The 24,340-nt window shown below is 72.7% G+C and carries 19 protein-coding genes; 6 read left to right on the top strand and 13 right to left on the bottom strand.

The features are described from left to right. Positions 1–67: 67 nt before the first annotated feature. Complete coding sequence (locus BC793_RS15580; RefSeq protein WP_109593231.1) at positions 68–2,155, top strand: ATP-binding response regulator; 2,088 nt, start codon at positions 68–70, stop codon at positions 2,153–2,155. Between the two features lie 77 nt (positions 2,156–2,232). Here BC793_RS15580 and BC793_RS15585 read toward each other — a convergent pair whose 3' ends face one another. Together BC793_RS15585 and BC793_RS15590 are read right to left on the bottom strand one after the other, a co-directional pair. Continuing rightward, positions 2,233–4,263, bottom strand: coding sequence for a cellulose binding domain-containing protein (locus BC793_RS15585; RefSeq protein WP_109593232.1), 2,031 nt, complete (start codon positions 4,261–4,263; stop codon positions 2,233–2,235). Positions 4,264–4,403: 140 nt separating this feature from the next. Then, entirely contained in the window at positions 4,404–5,861 is a 1,458-nt protein-coding gene (locus BC793_RS15590) for an MFS transporter (RefSeq protein ID WP_109593233.1), read from the bottom strand. Positions 5,862–5,958: 97 nt separating this feature from the next. Here BC793_RS15590 and BC793_RS15595 point away from each other — a divergent pair, with 97 nt between their 5' ends. Continuing rightward, on the top strand, positions 5,959–6,585 hold the full coding sequence (locus BC793_RS15595) for a TetR/AcrR family transcriptional regulator (protein ID WP_109593234.1): 627 nt from the start codon (positions 5,959–5,961) through the stop codon (positions 6,583–6,585). A gap of 74 nt (positions 6,586–6,659) precedes the next feature. After that, positions 6,660–7,700 (top strand): helix-turn-helix domain-containing protein, encoded by a 1,041-nt coding sequence (locus BC793_RS15600; protein WP_239170033.1) that lies wholly within the window; start codon positions 6,660–6,662, stop codon positions 7,698–7,700. A gap of 100 nt (positions 7,701–7,800) precedes the next feature. Here the strand turns inward: BC793_RS15600 and BC793_RS15605 are convergent, their stop codons facing one another. After that, positions 7,801–8,370, bottom strand: coding sequence for a pyridoxamine 5'-phosphate oxidase family protein (locus BC793_RS15605; protein ID WP_109593490.1), 570 nt, complete (start codon positions 8,368–8,370; stop codon positions 7,801–7,803). Between the two features lie 128 nt (positions 8,371–8,498). Between BC793_RS15605 and BC793_RS15610 the strand changes: the two genes are divergently transcribed. After that, the gene (locus BC793_RS15610) at positions 8,499–9,041 is read left to right on the top strand and encodes a hypothetical protein (protein ID WP_109593235.1); all 543 of its coding nucleotides are present in this window, start codon (positions 8,499–8,501) and stop codon (positions 9,039–9,041) included. On the opposite strand, the gene BC793_RS15615 is transcribed toward BC793_RS15610, so the two are convergent. Genes BC793_RS15615 through BC793_RS15635 form a run of 5 tightly spaced genes read right to left on the bottom strand, consistent with a single transcriptional unit; the run spans position 9,008 to position 14,738 of the window. Next, positions 9,008–9,820 carry a class I SAM-dependent methyltransferase gene (locus BC793_RS15615; RefSeq protein ID WP_109593236.1) on the bottom strand — a complete coding sequence of 271 codons (813 nt, stop codon included), beginning with the start codon at positions 9,818–9,820 and terminating at the stop codon, positions 9,008–9,010. The genes BC793_RS15610 and BC793_RS15615 overlap by 34 nt on opposite strands. Positions 9,821–9,876: 56 nt before the next feature. Further along, on the bottom strand, positions 9,877–10,539 hold the full coding sequence (locus BC793_RS15620) for a response regulator (protein WP_109593237.1): 663 nt from the start codon (positions 10,537–10,539) through the stop codon (positions 9,877–9,879). Beyond that, on the bottom strand, positions 10,536–11,777 hold the full coding sequence (locus BC793_RS15625; protein WP_109593238.1) for a sensor histidine kinase: 1,242 nt from the start codon (positions 11,775–11,777) through the stop codon (positions 10,536–10,538). Before BC793_RS15625 ends, BC793_RS15620 begins: the two co-directional genes overlap by 4 nt. A 19-nt stretch (positions 11,778–11,796) precedes the next feature. Continuing rightward, positions 11,797–14,058: an FtsX-like permease family protein gene (locus BC793_RS15630; RefSeq protein WP_109593239.1), complete on the bottom strand. Its 2,262-nt coding sequence runs from the start codon at positions 14,056–14,058 to the stop codon at positions 11,797–11,799. After that, positions 14,055–14,738: an ABC transporter ATP-binding protein gene (locus BC793_RS15635; protein ID WP_109593240.1), complete on the bottom strand. Its 684-nt coding sequence runs from the start codon at positions 14,736–14,738 to the stop codon at positions 14,055–14,057. The genes BC793_RS15630 and BC793_RS15635 overlap by 4 nt, the downstream gene beginning before the upstream one ends. Positions 14,739–15,045: 307 nt before the next feature. On the opposite strand from BC793_RS15635, the gene BC793_RS15640 reads away from it, so the two are divergent. Beyond that, entirely contained in the window at positions 15,046–18,816 is a 3,771-nt protein-coding gene (locus BC793_RS15640; RefSeq protein WP_109593241.1) for a GTPase, read from the top strand. Continuing rightward, positions 18,813–20,387 (top strand): GTPase, encoded by a 1,575-nt coding sequence (locus BC793_RS15645; RefSeq protein WP_109593242.1) that lies wholly within the window; start codon positions 18,813–18,815, stop codon positions 20,385–20,387. Before BC793_RS15640 ends, BC793_RS15645 begins: the two co-directional genes overlap by 4 nt. A 68-nt stretch (positions 20,388–20,455) precedes the next feature. Here BC793_RS15645 and BC793_RS15650 read toward each other — a convergent pair whose 3' ends face one another. Genes BC793_RS15650 through BC793_RS15670 form a run of 5 tightly spaced genes read right to left on the bottom strand, consistent with a single transcriptional unit; the run spans position 20,456 to position 24,216 of the window. Then, complete coding sequence (locus BC793_RS15650; protein ID WP_109593243.1) at positions 20,456–21,709, bottom strand: styrene monooxygenase/indole monooxygenase family protein; 1,254 nt, start codon at positions 21,707–21,709, stop codon at positions 20,456–20,458. Positions 21,710–21,737: 28 nt separating this feature from the next. Beyond that, entirely contained in the window at positions 21,738–22,292 is a 555-nt protein-coding gene (locus tag BC793_RS15655; protein ID WP_239170032.1) for a GTP-binding protein, read from the bottom strand. A gap of 10 nt (positions 22,293–22,302) precedes the next feature. Then, the gene (locus BC793_RS15660) at positions 22,303–22,653 is read right to left on the bottom strand and encodes a DUF742 domain-containing protein (protein ID WP_109593244.1); all 351 of its coding nucleotides are present in this window, start codon (positions 22,651–22,653) and stop codon (positions 22,303–22,305) included. Positions 22,654–22,663: 10 nt separating this feature from the next. Further along, positions 22,664–23,128 (bottom strand): roadblock/LC7 domain-containing protein, encoded by a 465-nt coding sequence (locus BC793_RS15665; RefSeq protein ID WP_109593245.1) that lies wholly within the window; start codon positions 23,126–23,128, stop codon positions 22,664–22,666. After that, positions 23,125–24,216, bottom strand: a complete 1,092-nt coding sequence (locus tag BC793_RS15670; RefSeq protein WP_109593246.1) for a sensor histidine kinase — start codon at positions 24,214–24,216, stop codon at positions 23,125–23,127. Before BC793_RS15670 ends, BC793_RS15665 begins: the two co-directional genes overlap by 4 nt. Positions 24,217–24,340: the final 124 nt, after the last annotated feature.

A 24,340-nucleotide genomic window follows, 5' to 3' on the forward strand; every position in this document is an offset into this window, starting at 1 on the left:
TGAGTTACCACCTTCGAACCGGTTTGAGAGGAAGATTCTGAATAGCGTTACTCACGAGGAGGCCGTCATGGCAACCGTCCTGGTCGTCGACGACGTCGCCGAGAACCGTGACCTGGTCACCATGCTGCTCAGCTGCCGCGGCCACGATGTTCTGGAAGCCAGCGACGGGGTCGGCGCACTGGACGTGGTGCGCGCCCAGCATCCGGACATCGTCGTCTCGGACGTCCTGATGCCCGGCATCGACGGCCTCGAACTGGTGCACCGGCTGCGCTCCGACGCCGACCCGGTGACGGCCAGTTCCCCGGTCATCTTCTACACCGCCAACTATCTGGAGCCGGAGACCCGGCCGATCGCCGACGCCTGCGGAGTGTCCCGGGTGGTGCTGCGCGGCGCCGACCCGCGGGAGCTGCTGGACGCCGTCGACGAGGTGCTGGCCGCCGGGCCGGTGGACGTCAACGTCGGCTCCGCGGCCGACTTCGCCCGGGTGCACAGCCAGGCGGTGAACGCCAAACTGGTCGAGAAGGACCGCGCGCTGCGGCACCGGGAACGGCAGTTCGAGGCGATGGCGACCGCGTCACCGGTCGGGATCGCCCTGCTCGGCGCGGACGGCTCCGCCACGTACGTGAACCCGCGGCTCGCCGAGATCACCGGACAGCCGGCCGGCCGGCTGTCCGGGGTCGGCTGGCTGATCTGCCTGGACGCGGCCGTACGCGGCGAGGCCGTCGACGCGGTCCGCACCACCTCGGCCGCCGCGATCGAGCACCGGTACCGCACCCACCTGATCCGTGAGGACCTGACCGACCGCTGGCTGCGGGTGCACCTGCGCCCGTTTCCGGACACCAGTAGCGACGTGGCCGGCGCCGTCGTCATTGTCGACGACATCTCCGACGTGGTGGCGGCCGAGGAACGGATCGCCCACGAGGCCCGGCAGCGGCAGGAGGAGGCGGCCGGCCACGACGCCGAACGCCTGGACAGTCTGCGCCGGATGGCCGGCGGCATCGCGCACGACTTCAACAACCTGCTCGGCTCGATGCTCGGATTCACCCAGCTGGTCAGCGACGCCATCACCGACGAGAAGGACCGCGGCGGCGTCGCGGGCGCGGCCGCGACCATCATGCTGGAGGACCTGGAGCAGGTGACGCTGGGCGGCCGGCGGGCCACCAAACTGACCGAGCAGCTGCTGGCGTTCGGCCGCCGGGAGATCAACGAGCCGGTCGTCGTCGAGCTGAAGGCGTTCATCACCGCGTTCGCGCGGGAGCTGACCGGGGAGAACGTCAGCGTCACCGTGTGGCTGTCCGAGGACACGCCGTCGGCCCGGATCGACCGGCGCGGCCTGGACCGGCTGCTGCACCTCCTGCTTCGCAACGCAGGCGAGGCGATGCCCGGCGGCGGCGTGGTCACCATCAGCGCCCGGAAGGACCCGGTGCTCGGTGCGGCGGTGATCGAGGTGACCGACACCGGTTGCGGGATGACGCCGGAGGTCCAGCGGCGCGCGTTCGAGCCGTTCTTCTCCACCAAGCAGGACGTACGGACCGCCGGTCTGGGTCTGTCCACAGCGCACGGGATCGTCACGCAGGCCGGTGGCGAGATCACACTGACCTCGCAGCGTGAGACCGGTACGACGGTGCGGGTCTGTCTGCCGGCCGTGACACCCGCCGGGCCGGGGGAGCAGTCCGGCCTGCCGGCGACCGGGACCCGCGACCGGGCCGGCGACGTCACCGTGCTGCTGGTCGACGACGACGAGCCGCTGCGCCGGGCCGCCGAACGGTTCATCACCAAGGGCGGCTACCGGGTGCTGGCCGCCGCCGACGGACCGGCCGCGCTGGCGCTGGCCGAGGCGCACCCCGGCCCGATCCACTGCCTGGTCACCGATGTGGTGATGCCCGGGATGGACGGCCGGCAGTTGGCGCACCACCTGCTCGGCGTACGGCCCCAGCTGAAGGTCGTCTTCATCTCCGGATTCGCCGAGGCGCTGATCGCCGAGGACGGCACCTCGCTGGAGCCCGGCGGCAGGATCATCGCGAAGCCGTTCACCGGCGCCGAGCTGCGGGAGGCGATCGGCGCGGCGCTCCTCACCGGTCCGCTGGCGGCGGGCTCGTCGGCGGCCGGGCCGGTGGCGGCCGTTTCGGTGGAGACCGGCACTACCCGCCGATGATCGTGCGATCCCGGCTCACCCCGGACCCGGCCGCCCCGCCGATCGTGTCGATCACGAACGGCGGAGCGGCCGCCCGCTCAGGCGCTGGTGCAGACCGTGCCGTTGAGGGTGAACGCGGTCGGCAGCACGTTCGGACCGCTGTAGTTGCCGACGAAGCCGACGTTGGCGGTCGCGCCGGCGGCCAGTGCGGCGTCACTCGTCACCCGGACCGTCCGGCCGTCCTGGTCCCAGGTGGCGCTCCACCCGCTGCTGACGTTCTGCCAGCCGGTCGGCCAGGTGAACGCCAGAGTCCACCCGTTGACCGGGTCGGTCCCGTTGTTGGTGACGTCGATCGTGCCGACGTACCCGTTGCCCCAGTCGTTGCTGTCGCGGAATTTGACCGTGCAGGAGGCGTCCGCCGGGGTGCCGGTGGTGAAGGTGAGCGGCGGCGACGCCTGCGACAGCCGGCCGGACCCGTCCCGGGCCAGCACGTTGACCGTGTACCGGCGGCCCGGCTCCAGGTTGCCGACGGTCAGCGACGTGCCGCCGGTCTCGCCGAGCTGCTCGCTGACGCCGCCGTTCTGCCGGTACACCTCGTATTTCAGCCCGGCCGCGCCGGCCGGCCAGGAGATCGTCGCGGTCCGGTCGGTCACCGTCGCCGACGGCCGGCCGGGCGCCTTCGGCGATCCTGATCCGGTACGCCCGGAGCGAACCGTGACCAGCGAGACCGAGTACGGCGCCAGCGTCTGCACCGAGGCGCTGCCACCCGTCCCGGTCTGCACCCGATCGTCGCCGTTGCCGAACGACGCGACCGTGGGTGCCCCCGCGGCCGGCTCGAAGCCCTGGTAGTTCAGTGCGACCGTGTGCGCCGCGTCCGGATCCTTGTTGACCAGCAGCACCGCGAGGTCGCCGTTGGCCCGCCGTACCGCATGGGCGCTGACCAGAGCGTTGTCACTGCCGGTCCCGACGAACCGGTCCCCGGCCCGGGCGAGGTCCCCGACCAGGGAGAGCGCGTGATAGGGCGCGAACGGTGTGTTCAGCGGCGGCTGGCAGACCGTGTCGTCGGCGTTGCAGTTGCCGCTGGACAGCAGCCCGTAGTCGCCGTAGTCGGTCTCGCCGGCCACCTCGGTGACGGTGCCGAGGCCGTTGTGGACGTTCCACCACTGGACGGTGAACACACCCTGGGCGAGCAGGCCGCTGTAGACGTCGGCGAGGAACAGCGCGCCGGGCTGGGTGGTGCGGCCGACCTCGACGTTGGTCTCGGTCATGCTGATCCGGATGCGGTCGGCGTTCGTCCCCGCGTACTGGCTGATCTGCCCGCGCAGCAGGTGGACGGCGTCCTGGATGTGCGCGGTCCGGGTGAGGGTCTCGGCGGGGGTGCCGCCGCCCGGATACCAGTGCACGTCCACGAAGTCGATGGCCGACCCGGCGCGGGTCAGGACCTCCTGGTTCCAGGTGCCGGTGTCGCCGGTGCCGACGATGCCGTCCGGCCAGTTCCCGGGCATGGTCAGCACCGCGCCGACCTTGATCGTCGGGTCGACGGCCTTCATCGCCGCCGAGTAGGCGACGACGTTCGCGGCGTACTCCCTCGGGCTCTTGTCGGCGTGGTCGTCGGCCTCCCAGGCCGCACCGTAGTGGCCGTTGCCGTAGTTCTCGTTGCCGATGGTCCACCAGGTCGCGCCGTAGCCCTTGGTGATGTTGGCGTACCGCACCCAGTCGGCGGCCTCCTGCGCGGTGCCGGTGCCGTAGTTCGCGATGATCATCGGCTGGGCGCCGGTACGCCGTGCACCGGCCATGAACGTGTCGAAGTCGGTGTCCGGGGCGACGTAACCGCCGGGCGCGGTGTGGTCGCGCCAGTGGTAGATGTCGGCGTAGGAGCCGCCCGGGTAGCGCACCATGTTCACGCCGGCGTCGGCGAGCAGGTCGGCGACGGCGGGGGTGCCGAGCTGGGAGTCCCAGATGGCGTGGTTGACGCCGACGGCGGTGCTGCCGATGGTGGCGAGGCCGGCGCGCACGTCGATGTCGATCCGGGTGTCGGCGGCCGCGACGGCGGAAGCGCCGCTGGGCAGGGGGAGGACGGCGGTCACGGCGGCGAGCAGGACGGCGCCGGCCAGGGAGTGGATCTTCACGGGGTCTCCACGAACGAGGGGGATGTTGGGAGCGCTCCCATCTTCGACGTACCAAAAGAAGGATGTCAATGAAACCCGCGTCGCCGCCACCGCACCGCAGGCGTCACACGATGGCGGCGTCCCGCCGGATCCCGGCCCGGTCAGCGGCGGACCGGCACGTCCAGCCCGGCCGCACCGAGGACGTCGTCGGTCTCCACCTCGGCCACCGTGAGCCTCGGCTGCCGCACGTGGGGCAGGAGCCGGCCGACGGTGACGGCGGCGATCCCGGCCAGCACGGCACCGGCGGCGAAGACCGCCACGAGCTGTGACTCCCGCGGCAGCGGCAGCGGGCCCGGGATCGGGTTGCGCGTCATCATGGTGACGACGAACGCGGTACCCAGCGACATGCCGACCGAGCGGGCGATCGAGTTCACGCTGTTCGCGATACCGGTCTCGGCCGGCTCGACGTGGGCGATCAGCAGGGCGGGCAGCGCGGCGTAGCCGAAGGTGACCGCCGTGTTGACCGCCAGCGCCCCGACGATGACCTGCCACGTGGCCGCGTGCAGCACCGCCAGCCACGCGAAGCCCGCACCGGCGAGCACCGCCGCGATCACCAGCGTCGCCTTGGCGCCCAACCGGGCGACCAGCCGTCCGCCGAGCGGCGCGGTGATCACCCCGCTGGCCGTGCCGGGCAGCAGGTAGATCAGGCTGGTGGCGAGCACCGAGGCGCCGAAGCCGTAGCCGGCCACCGCGGGCGGCGTCTGCACCAGCGCGGAGACGGCGAGGAACACGGCGAACATCGCGAAGCCGAGGAACAGGCCGGCCGCGTTGGCCACCACGATCGGGCGGTGGCTGAGCATCCGGATGCTGACCAGCGGATGCGTGACCCGGCGTTCGAACAGGACGAACCCGGTCAGTACGACGGCGGCGGCGCCCAGCAGCCCCAGCACCCGGGCCGAGCCCCAGCCCCAGCCGTTGCCCTCCGCCAGGGGCAGGAGCAGCAGCACCAGGCCCAGCCCGAGCAGGCCGGCGCCCGCCCAGTCGAGGGTGCCGGTGGCCGCTGCCGGGCGGGCCGGCAGCAGCCACGCCCCGGCCAGTCCGATCACGGTCAGCGCGGCGGCCAGCCAGAACAGCCGGTGATAGTCGCCGCCCTCGCGCATCAGCAGGCCGGTGATCACCAGCCCGAACCCGGCACCGACCGAGAGCATGCCGCTGACCAGGGCCATCGCGCCGGTCAGGCGGTACGGCGGCAGCTCCTCCCGGAGCACGCCGATGGCCAGCGGGAAGAGCCCGAAGCTGGCGGCCTGCGCGATCCGGCCGACGAGCAGCAGCGGAAGGCTGGAGGTGGTGGCGGCGAGCACCGAGCCGAGCAGGACCGCGGTCAGCACGCCGAGCATCACGGTGCGACGGCCGTACAGGTCGCCGAGACGGCCGAGCATCGGGGTGAGCACCGCCGCGGCCAGCAGGTTGGCGGTCACCACCCAGCCGGCCGCGCTCGTCGTGACGTCCAGGTCGGCCCGGATGTCGGCGACGACCGGGACGACCAGGGTCTGGAGTGCGGAGACGAGCAGGACGACGTACGAGGCGACGGGCAGCGCCAGACGCGTTCGGAAGGACATGAGCCGAACGTAGACCCGTCGCCGAAGATTTTCAACGCGGTGTCAAAAGCCAAAGATGCGTCGTCAATTACATTCGATGGGCTGTAGAGTCGGCGCCGTGTCAGCCATCAGAAGCCGCCGGGCCCCCACGAAAGGCGACCAGCGGGAGCAGGCCCTCGTCGACGCCGCACGGGCGGTCTTCCGCGACAAGCCGATCAGCCAGGTCACGATCGACGAGCTCGCCGGGGCGGCCGGCATCACCCGGTCCGGCTTCTACTTCTACTTCGAGTCCAAGCAGGCGCTGCTCGCCGCGCTCGTCGACCAGGGGATCGCCGAGGCCGACCTGGAGATGGCCGAGTGGCTCGCCTCCGACGGGCTCGACCGCGACGCGCTGCGCCGCAGCCTGGCCGCCGGACTGGCCCGGTGGAAGGTCGACGGGCGGTGGCTGCGGGAGGCCTTCCTCGCCCCCGACCCCGGGCCCGACGTGATGCAGGTCCGCGACCGGCTCGTCGACAAGGGATGCACGCTGTTCAGCACCCGCATCCAGCGCGACGCCCGCGCCGGGCTCACCGTCGGCGGACCACCCGCGCTGCTCGCCAGAATGGCCGTCAACCTGCGCAGCACGATGTTCGCCGAGGTGTATGCCGACCCGGCCGCCTTCGACGAGGACGAGGTCCTGGACACCCTCACCGACGCCATCCTCCGCCTGGTCTACGGCGTGAGCCCCGCCCCCACCCCCCGCTGACCGGCCGCACGGGGCCGTCCGGGGTGGTACAGGCATGTACCGGCACCGCCCGGAACGCGGGTTACGGTCCGGGCATGACACCACGACCGAGCGGTGACCCCGGCATCGGGGAACGCATCAGGGCGCGCCGGCTGCTCCGCGGATGGAGCATGCGGTACGCCGCCAGCCGGGCCGGGATCTCACACGCCACCTGGAGCCGGATCGAGCGGGGCAGGCAGGCGGCCGACAACAGGTTCACGCTGGCCGACATCGCGGCGGCACTGGACTGTGCACCGGCCGAACTGACCGGTCTCGCGGTGCCGGCCGGGGACCGGGACGTCGTCGCCGCGCATGCGCACGTACACGCGATCCGGCAGGCGCTCGTCGACATCGACCTGTCCGAACCGCCGGCACCGACACCGGTCGCGGTGCCGGAACTGACCCGCACCGTCGCGCTGGCCGACACGCTGCGGCAGGCGTGTGACTACGCCGGCGCCGCACGCCTCCTCCCTGTGCTGCTGCGTGACGTGCACGCGGGAACCGCCGGCCCAGACCGGGCGACCGCCCTGCGGTTGCTCTGCGACGTCACGTTCATCGCCTCGTCGGTGCTGCGCAACCTCGGGCGGCCGGCGGACGCCTGGCTGGGTGCCGAGCGCTGCCGTGACGCGGCAGCCGCCGCCGGCGACGTCGTCCTGACCGGGTACGCCGCATACGCCCGTGTCTGCGCCGCCACCGGGTGCGGCTCCTACCAGCGCGGGCTCACCCTGGCCGAACGCGCCGTCGACGACCTGCGCCCGCACACCGGGCGGCCGGCTGTCGCCGAGGTGCTCGGCTCCCTGTTGCTGATCTGCGCGTTGGCCGGTCGGGGTTGCGGGCGCCCGGACGACAGCCGCGCCTGGTCGGCCGAGGCTGCCGACCTGGCGGCCCGCACCGGGGAGACGTCCACGATGGGCCTGTACTTCGGCCCGACCAACGTGTCGATCTGGCAGATCGGCATCGAGGTCGACGGCGGCGACCCGGGCCGTGCCGCCGCGATCGCCCGCGCGACGAACCCGGCCGCCCTGCCGGGGAGGCGGTCCGTCTCCTGCTGGCCGCCGAACGGCTGGCGCCCCAGCACGTGCACACCTCCGCCCTGACCCGCGAGACCGCCCGTACCCTGCTGGACCGCTCGAACCGCAGCGCCGGCGGGAGCGAACTGCGGGGCCTGGCCGGACGCCTTCAGGTCACGGCCTGACGTCAGCCGGCGGCGGTGGGCTCCGCGAAGATCGGCCGGCCGTCGATGCTGACGCCGTTCTTCACCCGGCGGTACTCGGCCAGGTCCGCCTCGGAGCGCCGCTCGTGGGCGCGCACCAGCAGGTCACGATCGCCCTCGTAGGACATCAGCGGCACCGCGTAGCCGCACGAGTCGCTGATCCGCTCGACGGCGACGTCGATCACCGACCGGACGCCGTGCGTGTCCGGTGGGGACGGGAACAGGGCCAGCAGGGCGGCGAACTCCGGTGAGGTGACCGGCACCGTACGCCCGTGACCGTGCAGCCGGACGATGTTCGGCGGGCCCTGGAAGGCGCAGAACATCAGGGTGATCCGCCCGTTCTCGTCGAGGTGGGCGGTCGTCTCCGCGCCGCTGCCGTGGTAGTCGAGGTAGGCGACCCGGTGCCCGCCGAGCACCACGAACGTGCCGGACATGCCCTTGGGGGAGACGTTGACGTGCCCGCCGGGGCCGGTCGGGGCGGTGGCCACGAAGAACATCGGCTGCGCCTCGATGAACGCCTGGAGCCGCCCGCTGATCTGATCATGCACCTTCATGTCCCCGATCCTGCCCCGCCGGTGCAACCGGTCGCCGATGGTGGGGCCGTCACGCGGACGGGCGAACCGGCGGCCCCGCCGGGTCGTGAAACGCCCGCCCGGCACCGCGGCGCGGTGATGATGAACCGGTGCCGTCCTATCTCGCTCTGGCCGCGACCGCCGCCGCACTGCTGACCACCCTGTCCGCGCCCGCACACAGCGCCACCGCCCCCGCCGTGCTGGCGCTGACCCCGACGGCGGTCGGGCGGATCCCGGTCGGCGGCCCGGCCGGCGCCGCGGAACGGATGCTGCGCCGGACCCTGGGCCCGCCGGACCGCGCGGTCGACGGCAAGGGCTGCGAACTGGATCCGTCGGCGGGCCCCCGCCGGACCCTGACCTGGGGCGCGCTGACGGTCAGCCTGGCACCGGCCGGTAAGGGCCGCCTGGTCGGCTGGACCATCGGCACGGGCCGGATCCCGCCGCGCGTGAGGCTGCCGCACGGCGTCACGAACACGACGACCGTCCGCGCGGCGGTACGCACGATCCCGGGCGCCACGACCCGATGGGACGAGGTGTTCCAGATGTACTGGATCACCGCCCCGGCCGAACCGGCGATGGTGTGGGCCGGTGACCACGAGGACGGCTCCGGCCGGATCGCCTACATCACCAACGCGTTCGAACCCTGTGAGTAGCCGATGCCGATCAGGGTGGTGGCGTCGAGTTCGGTGACCCCGGCCCGGCTGAGCGAATCGAGGTAGACCTCGCGTACCTCGGCGATCCGGGTCTCGTCCAGGCCGTCCAGCACGGTGACGAAACCCGACCCGGTGACCACCAGCCAGGCCAGGTCGGGGGTCAGGGGCAGGTGCAGCTCGTGGGTGGTCACGGTGACGTCGGTGAGGCCGCGGTCGGTCAGCCACGCGCGGTAGTCCGCGGCGACGTTGACGGCCTCCACCGGGCCGGTCGGCCGCGGCTCGGCGGGCCTGCCGGTGACCTGGCTGACGGCCTGCCGCAGGTGGGTGCCGGGGGCCACCATCGCGCCGCGCCGCCAGATGGTGAAACCGACCCGTCCGCCGGGCCGGGCGCGACTCACGAGGTGCTCGGTGCCGGCGGCCATGTCCGGGAAGAAGAAGATGCCGAGCACCGCCTGCACCACGTCGTATCCGCTGTCCGGCCAGGACGTGACGTCGGCGGCCCGGGCGTGCAGCGGGACCAGGCCGGTGGTCCGGGAACGCAGGTCCGCGATCAGCGCGGCGGACCGGTCGACGGCGTCGACCCGCCCCTGGTCACCGACCCGCAGCGCCGCCGGTACCGCGGAGGCGCCGTTGCCGCAGCAGGCGTCGAGGACACGGTCGCCGGGTGCCGGCGCCGTCCGGTCCACGGTGGCCTGCCCGATGGGTTTCCAGAGGTGTTCGCCCAGTCGTTCGAAGTCGGCGGCGGCCGTGTCGAAAGCCTTCAGGTAACGATCGGTCACGTCGGTCCTCCGTTGACGGTGGTCAGTCGCCCATGGATCCACCCTATCGGTGACGGTCAGCCGAGGTCGCCGGGGCGGACCAGGCCGGACTCGTAGGCGAAGACGACGGCCTGGACCCGGTCGCGCAGGCCCAGCTTGTTCAGGATCCGGCCGATGTGGGTCTTCACGGTGGTCTCGGCGACCTGCAGACGGACACTGATCTCCAGGTTCGACAGGCCCTGCGCGACCAGCAGCAGCACCTCCCGTTCCCGGTCGGTGAGACCGTGCGGACCGGGAACGGCCTGATCGCTCGCGGTCAGCCGGCCGGCGAAACGATCGAGCAGTCGTCGTGTCACGCGGGGCGCGACGACGGCCTCTCCGCCGGCCACCACCCGGATCGCCTTCAGCAGGTCCTCCGGGGGCACGCTCTTGAGCAGGAATCCGCTCGCCCCCGCCTGGAGCGCGGCGAACGCCTCCTCGTCGGTGTCGAACGTGGTCAGCACCAGCACCCGGGGGAGTGGCCCGGCGGCGCAGATCCGCCGGGTCGCGGTCACCCCGTCCATCACCGGCATCCGCAGGTCCATCACGACGACATCGGCCGGGGTGGTCCGCAGCAGGCGCAGCGCCTCCTCGCCGTCGCCCGCCTCGCCGACGACGGCCATGTCGTCCTGATAGTCCAGGACCATCCGGAACCCGGCCCGGACCAGGTGCTGGTCGTCGACGAGCGCGACCCGGATCATGCGGGCACCGGCCGGGCACCGGTCAGCGGCAGGACGGCGCGGACCCGCCAGCCGCCGTCCGGTCGCGGTCCGGCCTCGAACGTGCCGCCGTAGAGGGCGACCCGCTCGCGCATGCCGACGAGCCCGTGCCCGCCGGCGCCCGGAGCGTCCCGGCCGGCTGTCACCGCCGTTCCCGCGCCGCCGGAACGAAGCGGGGAGCCGGCCGGTGGGGTGTCGGTGACCTCGATGTCGATGCTGCCGGGGCGGTAGTCGATCGTCACGGCGGCGACCGGGCGCGGACCGGCGTGTCTCAGCGTGTTCGTCAGCGACTCCTGCACGATCCGGCAGACCGCCAGCGCCACGCCGCCGGGCACGTCCGGCGGCGTGCCGTGCACGGTCAGGGCGGCGGTCAGGCCCGCGTCGCGGGACCGCTGCACGACCGCTTCGACCTGGTCGAGAACGGCGGGGGTACGGTCGGCCGGGTCCCCGCCGTCACTGCGGAGCATCTCGACGAGCTGGCGGATCTCGTCCAGGGCGTCCGCTCCGGTGGCGCCGATGGTCCGCAGCGCCGCACGGGCCCGTTCCCGGTCGTGGTCGAACGCGTAGGCCGCGCCGTTGGCCTGAAGGATGATCACGGACAGCGAGTGGGCGACGATGTCGTGCAGTTCCCGGGCGATCCGGGCGCGCTCCTCGGCGACCGCGATCCGCGCGTTGTCCCGGCGCTCGCGTTCGGCGCTGAGCATCCGCTCGTTCGCGTTGGCCCGCAGCTGCCCGAGATAGCGCACGCTGAGGCCCACCGCCCAGATCACGCCGCCGTAGCCCACCACCAGCTCGGCACTGTCCGCGAGGTCGCGCAGGGACAAACTCATCAGGCCGGCCGCGCCGTTGTGCTGCAACGGCAGCATCAGCGCGGCGACCAGCGACGCGGCGATCCCGCCGGCCACCGCCCGCCGCAGGGTCGCCGCGTGGACGATCACCGCGTACATGGCGAGGGCGAGCGTGATCAGCAGCATGCCCTCGTGCAGTCGGGTGCCGTCGACCTCGATCGTCGCCGTCAGCATGGTCAGCACCGACACCGCGGCCAGCACGGTGAGCGGGTACCGGCGGCGCCACAGCAGCACCGTCCCGGCGAGCAGGCCGAAGGCCACCCCACCGGGCCGGAACTGGTGCCACCACCAGGTGGACAGGCCGGCCACCGCGACCGAGACCAGCAGGTCGACCGGTGAGATCCCGCCGACGGGGCGCATGCGAACCGGCATGCCGGTCAGCCTAGGACGTCTACTCACTGCGCAATTCCTGGACCTTCAGCAGGCGGAACAGCAGGGGAAGCCCGGCACCGGTCACCGCCATGATCATGGCGGCGACCGCGGCGGTCATCACGGCGACCGCCGGCCAGTCGAACGTGACCGGCGCACCGGTGGCCGCCAGCAGCACCGCCGACAGGGCGCTGCCGACTCCGACGGCCAGGAGCAGGCCGACCGACGCCGGGACGGCGACCTGGTAGAGCACCGACGCCGACAGGGTGCGCCGCCGGGTGCCGAAGGCGGCGAGCACCGCCAGCAGCCGCCGCCGCTCCCGCAGCTGCTCGGTGACGTTGACCAGCATGCTCGCGCCGATGAACAGCAGCAGCAGGACCGCGCAGGCCTGGGCCACCTGCCGGGCGCCGGCGAACTGGTCGCCGATCCGCTGGTCGCCGAAGAGCTGGAGGGGTGCGGCCGGGGCGAGCCGGGCCATCGTGTTGCGGACCCGTTCGATCGCGTCCGGGTCGGCGGGGTCCAGCCGGATCAGGTACCCGTCGGTGTGCAGGCCGCGCAGGTCGGGGCGGATCTTGAGTGCGGCGGGCGTCGCCAGGTACGACGACGGGCCGGCCGCACCGGGATAGAGCGTCACCTCGGGCAGTCCGGCCGGCACCGTCCACCGGGAGAGCGGAGCATCGTCGTCGGCGCCGTAGAAGGCGCTGCCGGGGGTCGCGACCGTCTTGTCCCAGCCGGGCATCACGGCCGCGAAGCTGTCGCCGTCGGTGCAGGAGGGCAGTGCCGCGTACTGTCGCAGCACCTCGCAGTCGCCCACCCGTACCGAAGCCCCGATCGGATCGCCGGCACCGGATCGCAGATAGCCGTAGCCGGACGTCCGCACCTCCGCCACTCCCGGCGTGCCCGTCAGGGCCGCCGCCCAGCCGGTGCCGTCGGCGCCGTTGGTGTGGACGACGGCCTGGAACCGTTCGGCCGGCGGCTGTGATCCGCCGGTGGCCGCGATCGAGGCGCCGAGCAGCCCCTGCACGGCGATGATGCCGGCCACCGACACCGCGATGCCGGAGACCGAGCGCACGGCGCTGTCGCTGTCCAGCTGCAGCCGCCGGATGCCCAGCTGCCAGCCGACACCGCCGCCACCGAGCCGTCGCACCAGCGCCTGTACGAGCCACGGCAGCAGGACGACGACCCCGGTCAGCAGCAGGATCGCCCCGGCGGCGAGCTGGGCGCGCGTGGCGTCGCCGATCTCGTCCGGCAGGCCGCCGAGCAGCGGATACAGCAGGGCCAGGCCGGCACCCGGCGGGATCAGCCGCCACCACAGCCGGCGGCGGCGGGTGACGCCCTGCCGGACCACGCCGAGCGGTTCGATGACGACGCGGCGCAGCGCGGCCAGCGTCACCAGGACCGCGCCGGCCGGCACGATCACCAGGATCACGACGAGCAGGATCGGCACCGGACGGAGATCCGCGGGGTACGGGCTGAAGTCCGCCGGAAGCAGCCCGCCGACCACCCGGCGCAGCCCGAGGAAGACCGCACCGCCGACGACAAGGCCGAGCAGCGCCCCGACCAGCGTGTCCCCGGAGGCGATCAGGCGGGTCATCCGGCTGTCGGCACCGACCAGCCGGATCGCGGCGAGCTGCCGTTCCCGGCTCTCACTGCCGAACCGCACGGCCGTGGTCACGAAGGCCAGCACCGGCATCAGCAGGATGACCGCGCCGATCACGGCGAGCACCACGATCACCGCGTCGGTCGTGGGCGGCCCGCCGGCCCCGAAGGCGGCGAACCGTTCGGCACCGTCCCCGGTGGTCAGCGTCTCCGAACCGGCGTAGAACCACATCTCGTCGGGCCCGGAGAGCCCGTCCGGCGCGATCGTGCCGGCGACCCGGGCGGACCACCGTTCGGCCAGCACCGAACCACCGGGACCGGCGATCAGAGCAGCCAGTGCCGGTGAGACGAACAGCTCCCCGGCCGCCGGCATCCGGTCCAGTCCCGGTGGTACCGGCGCGCGGTCACCGTCGGGACGCAGGATCCGGCCGCGTACCACCTCCTGGCGGAACCTGGTCTCCACGGTCAGGGCCAGCAGGGTCCCCGGGCCGGCCTGCTCGACGAACGCGCCGGTCGCCCGGTCGTTGCGCCGTTCCTCACGGGCCGCCACCGCGGTCGGGGTGGCCGCCAGCACCAGCAGCATCCCCACGCCGAGCCCGACCCCGACCGCGATCAGGGCGAGCCGCAGCCAGCCGGACCGCCCGCCCGCCACGCTCAGCCGCACCCCCAGCAGCAGCGACGTCATCGGGCCACCGCCGCCGGCACGGCCGCGCCGTCCTGGAACGCGACGATCCGGTCGGCGCACGCGGCGATCCGTTCCTCGTGGGTGACCAGGACGACCGCGCTGCCGCGTTCCTTCGCCGCCGCGACCAGCAGCCGGATCACCTGCTCACCGTTGCGGGAGTCGAGCGCGCCGGTCGGCTCGTCGGCGAAGATCACCCGGGGCGTGGTGATCAGGGCGCGGGCCACGGCGACGCGCTGGCCCTGCCCGCCGGACGCCTGCCCGGGACGTTTCGCGGCCACGTCGGACACGTGTAGCCGGGCGAGCAGTTCGCCGGCCAGCTGCTCGGCCGGCCGGCGGCGGGTGCCGGCGAGCCGCAGCGGCAGGGCGACGTTCTCCAGGCAGGTCAGTTCGGGCACCAGCTGGCCGAACTGGAAGACGAACCCGAACGCGCCGCGCCGCAGCGTGCTGCGCTCCCGGTCACCGAGCGCGCCCAGGTCACGGCCGTCGTAGCCGACCCGCCCCGAGTCGGGCATGAGGATCCCGGACAGGCAGTGCAGCAGCGTGGACTTGCCGGAGCCGGACGGCCCGGTCAGGGCGAGCACCTCGCCCGGGAAGACCTGCAACGACGCGCCGCTGAGGGCCTGGGTGGCACCGAACGACTTGCTGACGTCGTCGGCGACGAGAAGGGGTGGCGATGGCACGGACGGCTCCCGGCGGCATGGACGATCAAGGACATCCACGACGCTAGGCACGCGACGGGCCGCCGGCGTCCACCCCGATGATGAACCCGGGCGTACGACTTGAGTCGTACGCCCGGTCTGCGCATGATCGATCCGGGCCCGTCACCCGACGGCCTGTCCCGAACACGACCGGGCGTCCGGTGCTGCGGAATCCGGCGTCCGGCCAAACGTCTTACAAATCAGAAGGATGGGCACCGCAACGTCGCCACGGCAGCATGAGTCGACATGATCGCGTAACCGCCCGACGGCGAAGGAACAAGGGAACACGTTGACCACAGAGTCGGTGTCGCTCGAGGAGGCCGTCCGCTCGGCCGTCGAGCAGGGACACGCGGAACTGACGCGCCTGGACGCCATCACGGACGATCTGGCCGGGGCATTCGGGCCGGAGCAGCCCGCCGGCCCGTCCCCGTCCCGCCTGATCAGCCGGCTGGAGGGTTTCCTGCGCTGGTTCCCGGGGGACCTGCGGCGTCACCTCGACCGTGAGCGCGAGTCGCTCGGTACCTTCAACATCGCGTTCTTCGGGCGCACCGGCGTCGGCAAGAGCACCCTGCTGTCGGTCTTCGGCCGGCTCGACGGGGAGTACGTCTCACCCGGCGCCAGCGACTGGACGACCGAGGTGCGGCCCATCGAGTGGCGGGACTGCCGGCTGTTCGACACGCCGGGGATCAACGGCTGGGGGCGGACCCAGAGCCGTGACTCGCTGGAGGCCGAGGCCCGCAAGGCGGTCGAGATCGCCGACATCGTCCTGCTGTGCTTCGACAACCAGGCCCAGCAGGAGATGGAGTTCGCGAAGATCGCCGCCTGGATCCGGGACCACGGCAAACCGGCGGTGGCGGTCCTCAACGTCCGCAACGCGCGCTGGCGCCACCCGGCGATCGTCCCGGAGGCGCAGCGCCGGAATCCGTCCGAGGCGGTTCGTCAGCACGCCGACAACATCCGGACCCAGCTCGCCCAGATCGGGTTGCCGGACACCCCGGTCGTCGCGATCCACAGCCAGCGGGCCCTGTTCGCGCGGGCCGGCACCCCCTTCCACGGACCGGAGACGCTCCGGAAGGCGTTCGACCGGCAGCGCGAGGAGTTCGGCGAGGACTACCTCGAACGCTGGTCGAACTTCCCGGCCCTGGAGCGCCTCATCGTCACCTCGATCGCCGAGGGCAGCGCCGACCTCCGGCTGTCCGCTCTGCGGGAGGACCTCCGGTCGCGGTGCCGCCGGGGGATCGGCGAACTCGACGGCCTGGCAGCCGAGATGGAGCGGGAGGCGACCGCCCTCGAGAAGGAGGCCGAGTCGCTGTTCGACCTGGTGGGCTACCCGGAGGACGCCGAACGCGCCGAGTGGCTGCACGACGCCGCCCTCAGCGCGGACCTCGTCGAGGTGTCCGAGCGGGCGCGCGGCGTGCCGTACACGTCACCGCCGAAGGGATCGCTGGACCGGTTCGTCCGGCATCTCGCCGCCTCGCACCTGGCCGGATGCCGCCGGCAGGCGAAGGCCCGGGCGGACGATCTGATCCGGACGGCGTTCGACGAGCACAAGGCGATCGACGAGTCGGCGTTCGCGGAGGCCGTCTTCGATCAGGAGACCATCGCCGCCGCGGCGGAGGCCGTCCGCTCGGGCCGCCGGGAGTTCCTCGAACGGGAACGCAGGATCGCCGCGGACCAGAGGGCGGCCGACACCGGGTCGGCGGTGTCGCACGCCGTACGGATCCTGGGCGACGAGGGCGGCGGTGTCACCGGCGAGATCATCAGGGGCACCGGCATCGCCCTGGGCGCGAGCACCCTCGCGGCGGTCTTCTTCTGGAACCCGGCCGGCTGGGTCTTCGGTGCCGTCGCCGCCGGGATCGGGATCGCCGGCCAGGTCCAGCAGTACTTCGGCAAGAAGGTCAGCCGGGAGGCGACGGAGCGGGCACGTAAGGCGAAGGCCGAGGCGATCGCGGACTGCCATCGCGCGGTGGAGCAGACGTTCGCCGACTACGAGGACGCCCTCGTCCGGGACAGCCGGAAGGCGGCGTGGACAGCGGTGGCTCCCGCGCTCGGTGAGTCGCTGCGGACCGCGATCGAGCTCCGCGCGGCGCGGGGCCGGCTCGTCGGGCTGATCGACAGCCTGCGCGCCTACGCCGACGCGATCAGGCCCGCACCCGCGGCGGCCGATGTCCTTCGGCGGGCACAACGCCGGATGGGGGACTCACCGGCCGACGTGACCCGGGCCCTGCTCGGTGAGGACTGGCTCGGGTCCGGTGCGGGTCATCGGCCGGCGCGGATCGACCCGGCCGTCCACGACGCCTACGCGCGCCGCCGGCAGGAGGACGGCGACCGGCTGGCCCGGGCCCTGGCCGCCGCGTGGAGCGCACCGCCGGCAGCCGGCATCCACGCGTGGCGTGACGAACTGGAGGAGGCGGCCCGGCACGACCCGGCGCTGTTCGACGTCGTCAAGACGTTCTGGCGGGTCGACGGGGCCCGGCCGGTCCTGGCCGTCCTCGGTGACTACAACTCGGGCAAGTCGTCGCTGATCCGCCGGATCGTGGTGGACGACGGCCGGCAGCCCTCCACCACGTTCGACATCCGGGCGTCGCCGGCGACCGCGACGGCGAGCCGGTACCCGCTCGCCCGCGTCGACCTGGTGGACACGCCGGGTCTGCAGAGTGGACACGACGGGCACGACACCGCCGCGCTGGAGGCGGTCGCCGAGGCGGCCCTGGTGTTCGTCGTCGTCCACATCAACCTGCTGGTCGGCGACACCGCGCTGCTGGAGGAACTGTCGCGCGGCTCGGCATCGGCCGCCGCCAAGGGCGCGCGGATGGTGTTCCTCGTCAACCGGTGCGACGAACTGGGCGTGGACCCGCTGACCGCACCCGAGTCGTTCCTGCACCTCCAGGACCGCAAACGGGAGGAGCTGCGTACCGCCTTCGCCGCCCGTGGCGTCGACGTCGGCCCCGATCAGGTCCACTGCCTGTCCGGTGACCCGTTCGGGCTGGTGGGCGGCGACCCGGCGGCGCAAGCCGGAGACTTCGACGAGAACCGGCTGTGGGACGGGGTGGCGGCGCTGACCGGTGCCCTGGCGGGGCTGTCCGGCGCGCGGCTGTCCGCGGCGTCGTCGTCCGCGGCGTTCGACGCGGCGGTCACCGGCCTCGAGCGTCACCGGCACGCCCTGCTTCAGGTGCGGGCCGACGGCACGACGAGCCTGGACCGTACGGAATCGTTGATCGTCACGTTGCGGGCCGCGGTGAGTGACGCGGAGTTCCTCGGCGACTCGCTGCGGGAGGACGCCCGCCGGATGGTGGACCGGCACGCGGCCGCGGCGAAGTCCGCGGTCGCCGAAATCGACCGGAAGGACGCGGCGAAGATGGCCGACCTGGTCGACTCCTGGTGGAAGGCTCCGCAGGTCGCGGTCGACCTCGAAGGATTCCTGGCCGACGCGGCACGCAGACTCGACGAGTGGCACAGCGATCACATCGGCGCGATCGGCCGGGAGATGCGCGCCGCCGCGTTCTCGGTGACGCCCGAGTTCGCGGCTGAGTTCGAGGCCCACGGGCGGGCCTGGCACGAGAGCGTGACCGAGGGCGCCGGCACCGTCGCGGGCACGGCGGCGACGATGGCGGCGGCCCTGGCCAGCCGGGACGCGGTCTACGCGATCGGCAAATTCCTCGGCCACAACTTCAAGCCGTGGGGCGCGGTGAAGGGCGCCGGCAACGTGGCCCGGGGCGCGGCCGTCCTCGGGGCCGTCGCCGCCGTCGTCGATGCGGCGTCGATGGCCACCGACGTCAAGAAGGCCGGTGACCACAGGCGGCAGCAGGAGTCGGCGCTGGCGGTGATCGACGAATCGGCGGCCGGGCTGGTGGACCGGATCCTGCACGGTGAGCAGGGCGACGGCCCGGTCGGTGAACTCGAGCGGCGGGCCGCGACGATCGGTGAGCTGCTCGGCGAGCAGCACACCCTCGCCTCGTCGATCCGGGAACGGGTGGAGGCGGCGCGGGCGCGGGCCGAGGTGACCGGGGCCCTGATCGCGGCCGCGGAGAAGATCGTCACATCAGGGGGGAACGAGTGACCACGCTCGACATCGGTGCGGTGCGGGACTGGCTGGGACGGCTGCCCGGCGGTTCGCCGGCCGGGCGGTACGCCGACGACTGGGACGCCTTCGCGAAGCTGGACCGGCCGGTGGTGACCCTGTTCGGGTCGTACGACACCGGCAAGAGCTCCCTGCTGCGCCGGCTGCTCGCCGACGCGGGCAGCGAGGTTCCCGGGTGGCTGACGATCAGCGCACGCCACGAGACGTTCGAGGTCAACGACGTCGAGCTGGGTGGCTGCGTGCTCCGCGACACCCCCGGATTCGTGGTCGGCGCCTCCGACGTGCGGGCACAGAACAACTCACGCCGCGCGATGGCGGCGGTCGGGCTCACCGACGTCGGCATCGCGGTGCTGACCCCCCAGCTGGTGACCGCCGAACGTGACGTGCTGCGGGCGCTGTTCACCCGGGGATGGCCGGCCGGGACGATGTGGTTCGTCATCTCCCGGTTCGACGAGGCCGGCGTGGACCCGGAGTACGACCTCGACCAGTACCGCGAACTGGGCGCCCGCAAGATCCGCGAGCTGCGGGAACTGTTCGGCCTGGACGACGGCGTCCCGGTCTTCGTCGTCTCGCAGGACCCGTACCAGACGGCCGGGCCGGACACCGATCTGGGCCCGGAGACCTGGGACGCCTTCCGGAGCTGGGACGGCATGGACGGCCTCGCGGACGCGCTGAAGGCGGTGTCGGCGCCACCCGGCTGGCGCGACGCGGCCGGGCAACGGTACTGGACGGCGGTTCTGGACGAGACCGTGACCGAACTGCGCGGGCAACTGGCCGACTACACGGCACGTGCCAGGGAGGCCGCCAGTGGAGTGGCCCGCCGCGAGGGATGGGAGAAGGAACTCGACATCCTCGACCAGGCGGCCCGGGCCGGTCTCGACGGTCTCGTCGACGAGGTGTTGCGGCGACCGGGGGAGTCGCAGTCCGACGCTCTGCGCGCCGAGATCCAGCGCACCCTCGACACGTGGTTCACCAGGCACCAGGACCGGCTGGAGCGGCTGCGGCAGTCGATCCGAAAGACCCGGGAGCGCGAGCGTGCCCGGCCCTCCTGGGCCGACTTCACGTCGCTGGTCACGGCACTGGAGACCGACGGGACGCCGGCCCCGGACGGGCCCGGCGGCGCCGCGGGACATGTCGAGAAGGTCGGGAGCATGCTGATCGGGGCGCTGAAGGTCGCGAGCGAGGCGGCCGGATCGACGTCCGGCCCCAAGACGCGGGTGGTGAAGGCGGCGGAGGGCGTGGGCAGGCACCTCGGCACCGCTGAGGCCTTCCTTCCCCTCGCCGTCTACCTGACCGACGTCGTCGGCAGCCGGCTGGCCGACCGTGCGCGTGCCGGCCAGGACCGGGCCGCGGCCGGGCAACGGGAGAAGGTCGCCGCCGAGGTCACCCGGCGCGTCCTCGACACCTGGCAGCCGTTCGTCGACGACGTGCGGGACGAGATCATCGCGGAGACCGCGGACCAGGTGGATCTCGACGCCGGTCTGCGCGAACTCGTCGAGCGGTTGCGGGAGGCGGTGGCCGAGGGCGAGAGCCTGCTCCGGCGCGGATAGACGGCGGCGGAGGCACACCCGGCCGGTGTGCCTCCGCCGGCGCGCCCACGGCGTACCGGAAAGGGGGTCTATCCTGCTCCGCCGACCTCGGCGAGGTAGGCGGAGGCCTTCTCCGGGTCGACGAACCAGTTGAGGAAGTCGTTGGGGTCGACGAAACCGGCCGCGAACCGGCGGGCGATCCGCTCGTTCTGCGAGGCGGCGCCGAGCAGCTGCTGCACGTGCGGCGGCAGCGGCTGGAGCATGGCGTTGGTCCAGCCGGTGACCGCCGCACCGTGCGCGACCCAGAAGCCCTCGAACGTCTCGGTCATCCACTGTTCGTCGAACGGCTGGTCGCCGTGGGCCAGGATCGCCTTCAGGTAGTGGTTCGCCGCCTTGGCCGCCGTGTTGCTGCCCTGCCCGGTGATCGGGTCGTTGGCGATGACGACGTCGGCGAGACCGAGGACCTTACCGCCGCCGGGCAGGTGGGCGACGGGCCGGCGGACGGTCGGTGTGTACCGGCCGTGCAGGGTGGACTTGGCGTCGGTGAGCCGCACGTTCGCGGCACGCTCGTGCACCCACGGCAGGTATTCGCGGATCAGGCCGAGCGTGAGGGCGAGGTGCTGGTCGGGTGCCATCCGGCCGTGGTGCCCGGCCCAGCGGTCCAGCGGCCCGCCCGGTACGGCCTCCCAGAACAGGATGTCGCACGGGCCGCTGTGCGTCAGGCCGGGGATGACGAACAGTTCCCCCAGGCCCGGGGTGGCGTGGAAGCCCACGTGCGGGACCGGCCACTCCGGATCCGGTTCCAGACCGTGCACATAGGCGACCGCCAGGCCCCGCTGCGGCGTGGTGTATGGCGACCGGCTCGGATCCCGGTCGAACATGGCGACGAGATCGCCCTTGCCGGCCGCGACGATGGTCAGGTCGTAACGGCCCAGCTGGGTGATCGCGTCCAGGTCCTGTGTGGTGACCGCGTTGTAGATGACGTCGACGCCGCGCTCCTGTGCGTCCTCCAGCCAGCGGGCCATCTTGATCCGCTGGTCGGTGGACTGGGCCGGCTTCTCCAGCGGCGCGGTGATACCCAGGGCCAGCTCCCCGGGCGGGGCGGCGAGGGCGACGCGCAGGCCGTTGATGGGCGGGGTCTGGTCCTCCCAGTGGTTCAGGCCGTAGGCCCGCTCGGTCTCCAGTGCCATGTCGAACATCGCCTGGGTCGAGGTGACCCAGCCGGTGCGGATCTCGTCGGGGGTACGCGCCGACATCAGGGTGACCTCGTAGCCCTCGGCCCGCAGGCTCAGGGCGAGCTGGAGGCCGGCCTGACCGGCCCCCACGATGAGAATGTTGCGCAAGGTTCCGCCTCCTGTAGAGCTTCTTCGTCTATCCGATGGCCTGTTTCGCCGCGTGGTCCACGACGGCCAGCAACGCACTGGCGACCTTGCGGGAGTCGCGGATGTCGGCGGCGATCAACGGCACGTGTGCGGGCAGCGCCAGCGCGTCCCGCACCTCGGACAGCTCGTGGGTGGCTACTCCGTGGAACAGATTGACACAGACGACCCACGGTACGTCCGCATCGTTCTCGAAGTAGTTGACGGCGGCGAACGAATTGGCCAGGTTGTTGGTGTCGACCAGGACCAGTGCGCCGACCGCGCCCCGGACCAGGTCGTCCCACATCGGCCAGAAGCGGGGCTGGCCGGGCGTACCGAACAGGTAGAGCACCAGCGACTCGTCGATGGTGACCCGGCCGAAGTCCATCGCGACGGTGGTGGTCACCTTGTCGATGCCCGGGTCGAGCCGGTCGATCTGGGCGGCGGCCGCGGTCATCCAGGACTCGGTGCGGATCGCCGGGATCTCCGAGATGGCGCCCACCGCGGTGGTCTTGCCGACCCCGAAACCGCCCGCCACGACGATCTTCGCCGAGGTCATCTGGCTCATCCGTACGCCGTCAGGTGAGTCGGGCAAGGCCGGCACGGAGTCTCTCCAGAAGTGCTAGATCTTGTGAGGAGCGGGGGTCGTGGACCTCCAGCTGGCCGATCTTGAGCAGGTCGCTGATCAGCAGGCGGGTCAGGCCCAGGGGCAGCCCGCAGTTGGCCGACAGTTCGGCCACCGAGCACATCCGCCGGGCCTGCTCGTAGAGCGTCCGCGAGGTGGGGGCCAGGCTGGCGGCGAGCACGGGGTCGTACCGGTTGCCGGTGGAGACCAGGGTGTGGATCAGCAGCGGACTACGGCTGCCGGTTCGCCCGCGGGCGGTCATGTACGGGCGCACCTTCCAGTGCAGCCCCGGCCTTCGAACCATGCCGGGCCTCCTAGCGACGTGCCGGTGCGGGCAGGGTGTTCTGGTGCAGCGCGTGCCGGGTCTCCGGGGTCAGGGCGTGACCGACGGACTGGCTGAACGTGGTCATCGCGTACCCGAGGTGGCCGATCTGGGTCTGTGGTTGAGCCGAGACCAGCAGCGCCGCGACGAAGTCGCCGGCCGGGTCGTCGATGCGCAGGAAGGCCAGGTGGCCGTGCGGGTAGCGGATGCTCAGGTTCTCCGGTGCGCCGAGCTGCAGCAGGCCGCCGAGCTGGCCGGTGATGCCGAGGAACCCGGCGGCCAGTGCGGCGACACTCTCCGCGTGGTCGCGGCTGAGGTGGCCGGAGGAGGCGAGTTGCAGCCCGTCGGCGGAGACCAGCACGACCGCGGTGATCGTCGGTACCTCACGGACGAGTTGGTCGATCAGCCAGGAGACGTCCGGCTGTCCGCCGTCGGCGGTGGTGCGGTAGTCGGTCATCGGGGTCCTTCGACGTTCGGGGGGCGCTCGTTGCGGTGGGGGGCCTTGGCCCGGGCGGCGTCGACACCGGCGTTGAAGTCGGCGGCGTCGTCGTGCCAGGTGGTCCGGTGAGCCAGGGTGCTGACCGGCGGGGGCGGCGGGTCGGCGCTGCGGACGCTGGCCGGCACCCGGCGCGGCATGGCCTGTTTCTGCACCGGCAGCACCATGGTCACCTCGTTGCCGGCGAGAGGTTTGCGGCGCGGCTCGGGGATGCTGCCGGCCGGTGCCGGCTCCGGCTCGGGCGGGCGCGGCGTCTCACAGAGCAGGTCCGCGCCGATCAGCAGCATGGCGACGGTGCCGCGCGGCTGACGGGGGACCAGGCGTACGCGCAACGACCGGTGCCGATGGGTGAGGACGGCCGCCACGGACAGTCCCAGGTGCGCCGGCCGCAGCTCGTCGGGGGCCGGGCCGTCCGGGCTGTCCAGGAGCCGTTCGATCCACGGCGTGTGTGCCGGGTTGACGCCGATGCCGCTGTCCTCGACCCGGATCACCACGTCGCCGTCGCCGGTCAGGTGCGCGGCGATGGTGACCGGCTCGGTCGGCGGTGAGTACCGGTCGGCGTTGTCGATCAGCTCGGTCAGGATGCGGATCACGTCGTCGGCGGCGACCGCGGCGACGGCGAGGTCGGCGATCGGGCCGAAATGCAGCCGCTCGTAGTTCTCCACGGCGGCGCCGGCCGCGTGCGTGACGTCCTGCAACGAGGTGACCTGCTGGTCCGGGTCGTCGAGCGGCTCGCCGGTGAGGACCCGCAGGTTCTCGGCGAGGCGCCGGACCCGGGTGACCGAGTGGTCGATGCGGAACAGGACCTTGCGCCGCTCGCTGTCCTGCTCGCGGAACTCGGCCTCGCCGATGTGGTGGACCGCCTCCCACGTGAGGGTCAGCAGCCGGAGGGCGAACTCGCCGGCGACCGGCCGCCAGGGGTCCGGCGCGGGGGGCGTGTCCGGCGCGCCCGGTGTCTCCGGTGCCGGTTCTGCCACCACCTCGACGGGCTCGGCCTGCTCGTGCCGCCGCCTGCGCCACCAGTTCGTCCAGCGGCCTGCCGCAGGCATCGATTGCTCCCCAATCAGCCTCGTGTCGTATCGAAACCGAGCAAAGATCACCGATTACGAAGTCTGTACCGTACCTGCCGGAATGCCGGACCGGCTATACGGTCCCGGCGTGCAGGTCTCCCGG

The sequence above is a fragment of the Actinoplanes xinjiangensis genome (genome assembly GCF_003148685.1).
Lineage (GTDB): Bacteria > Actinomycetota > Actinomycetes > Mycobacteriales > Micromonosporaceae > Actinoplanes > Actinoplanes xinjiangensis.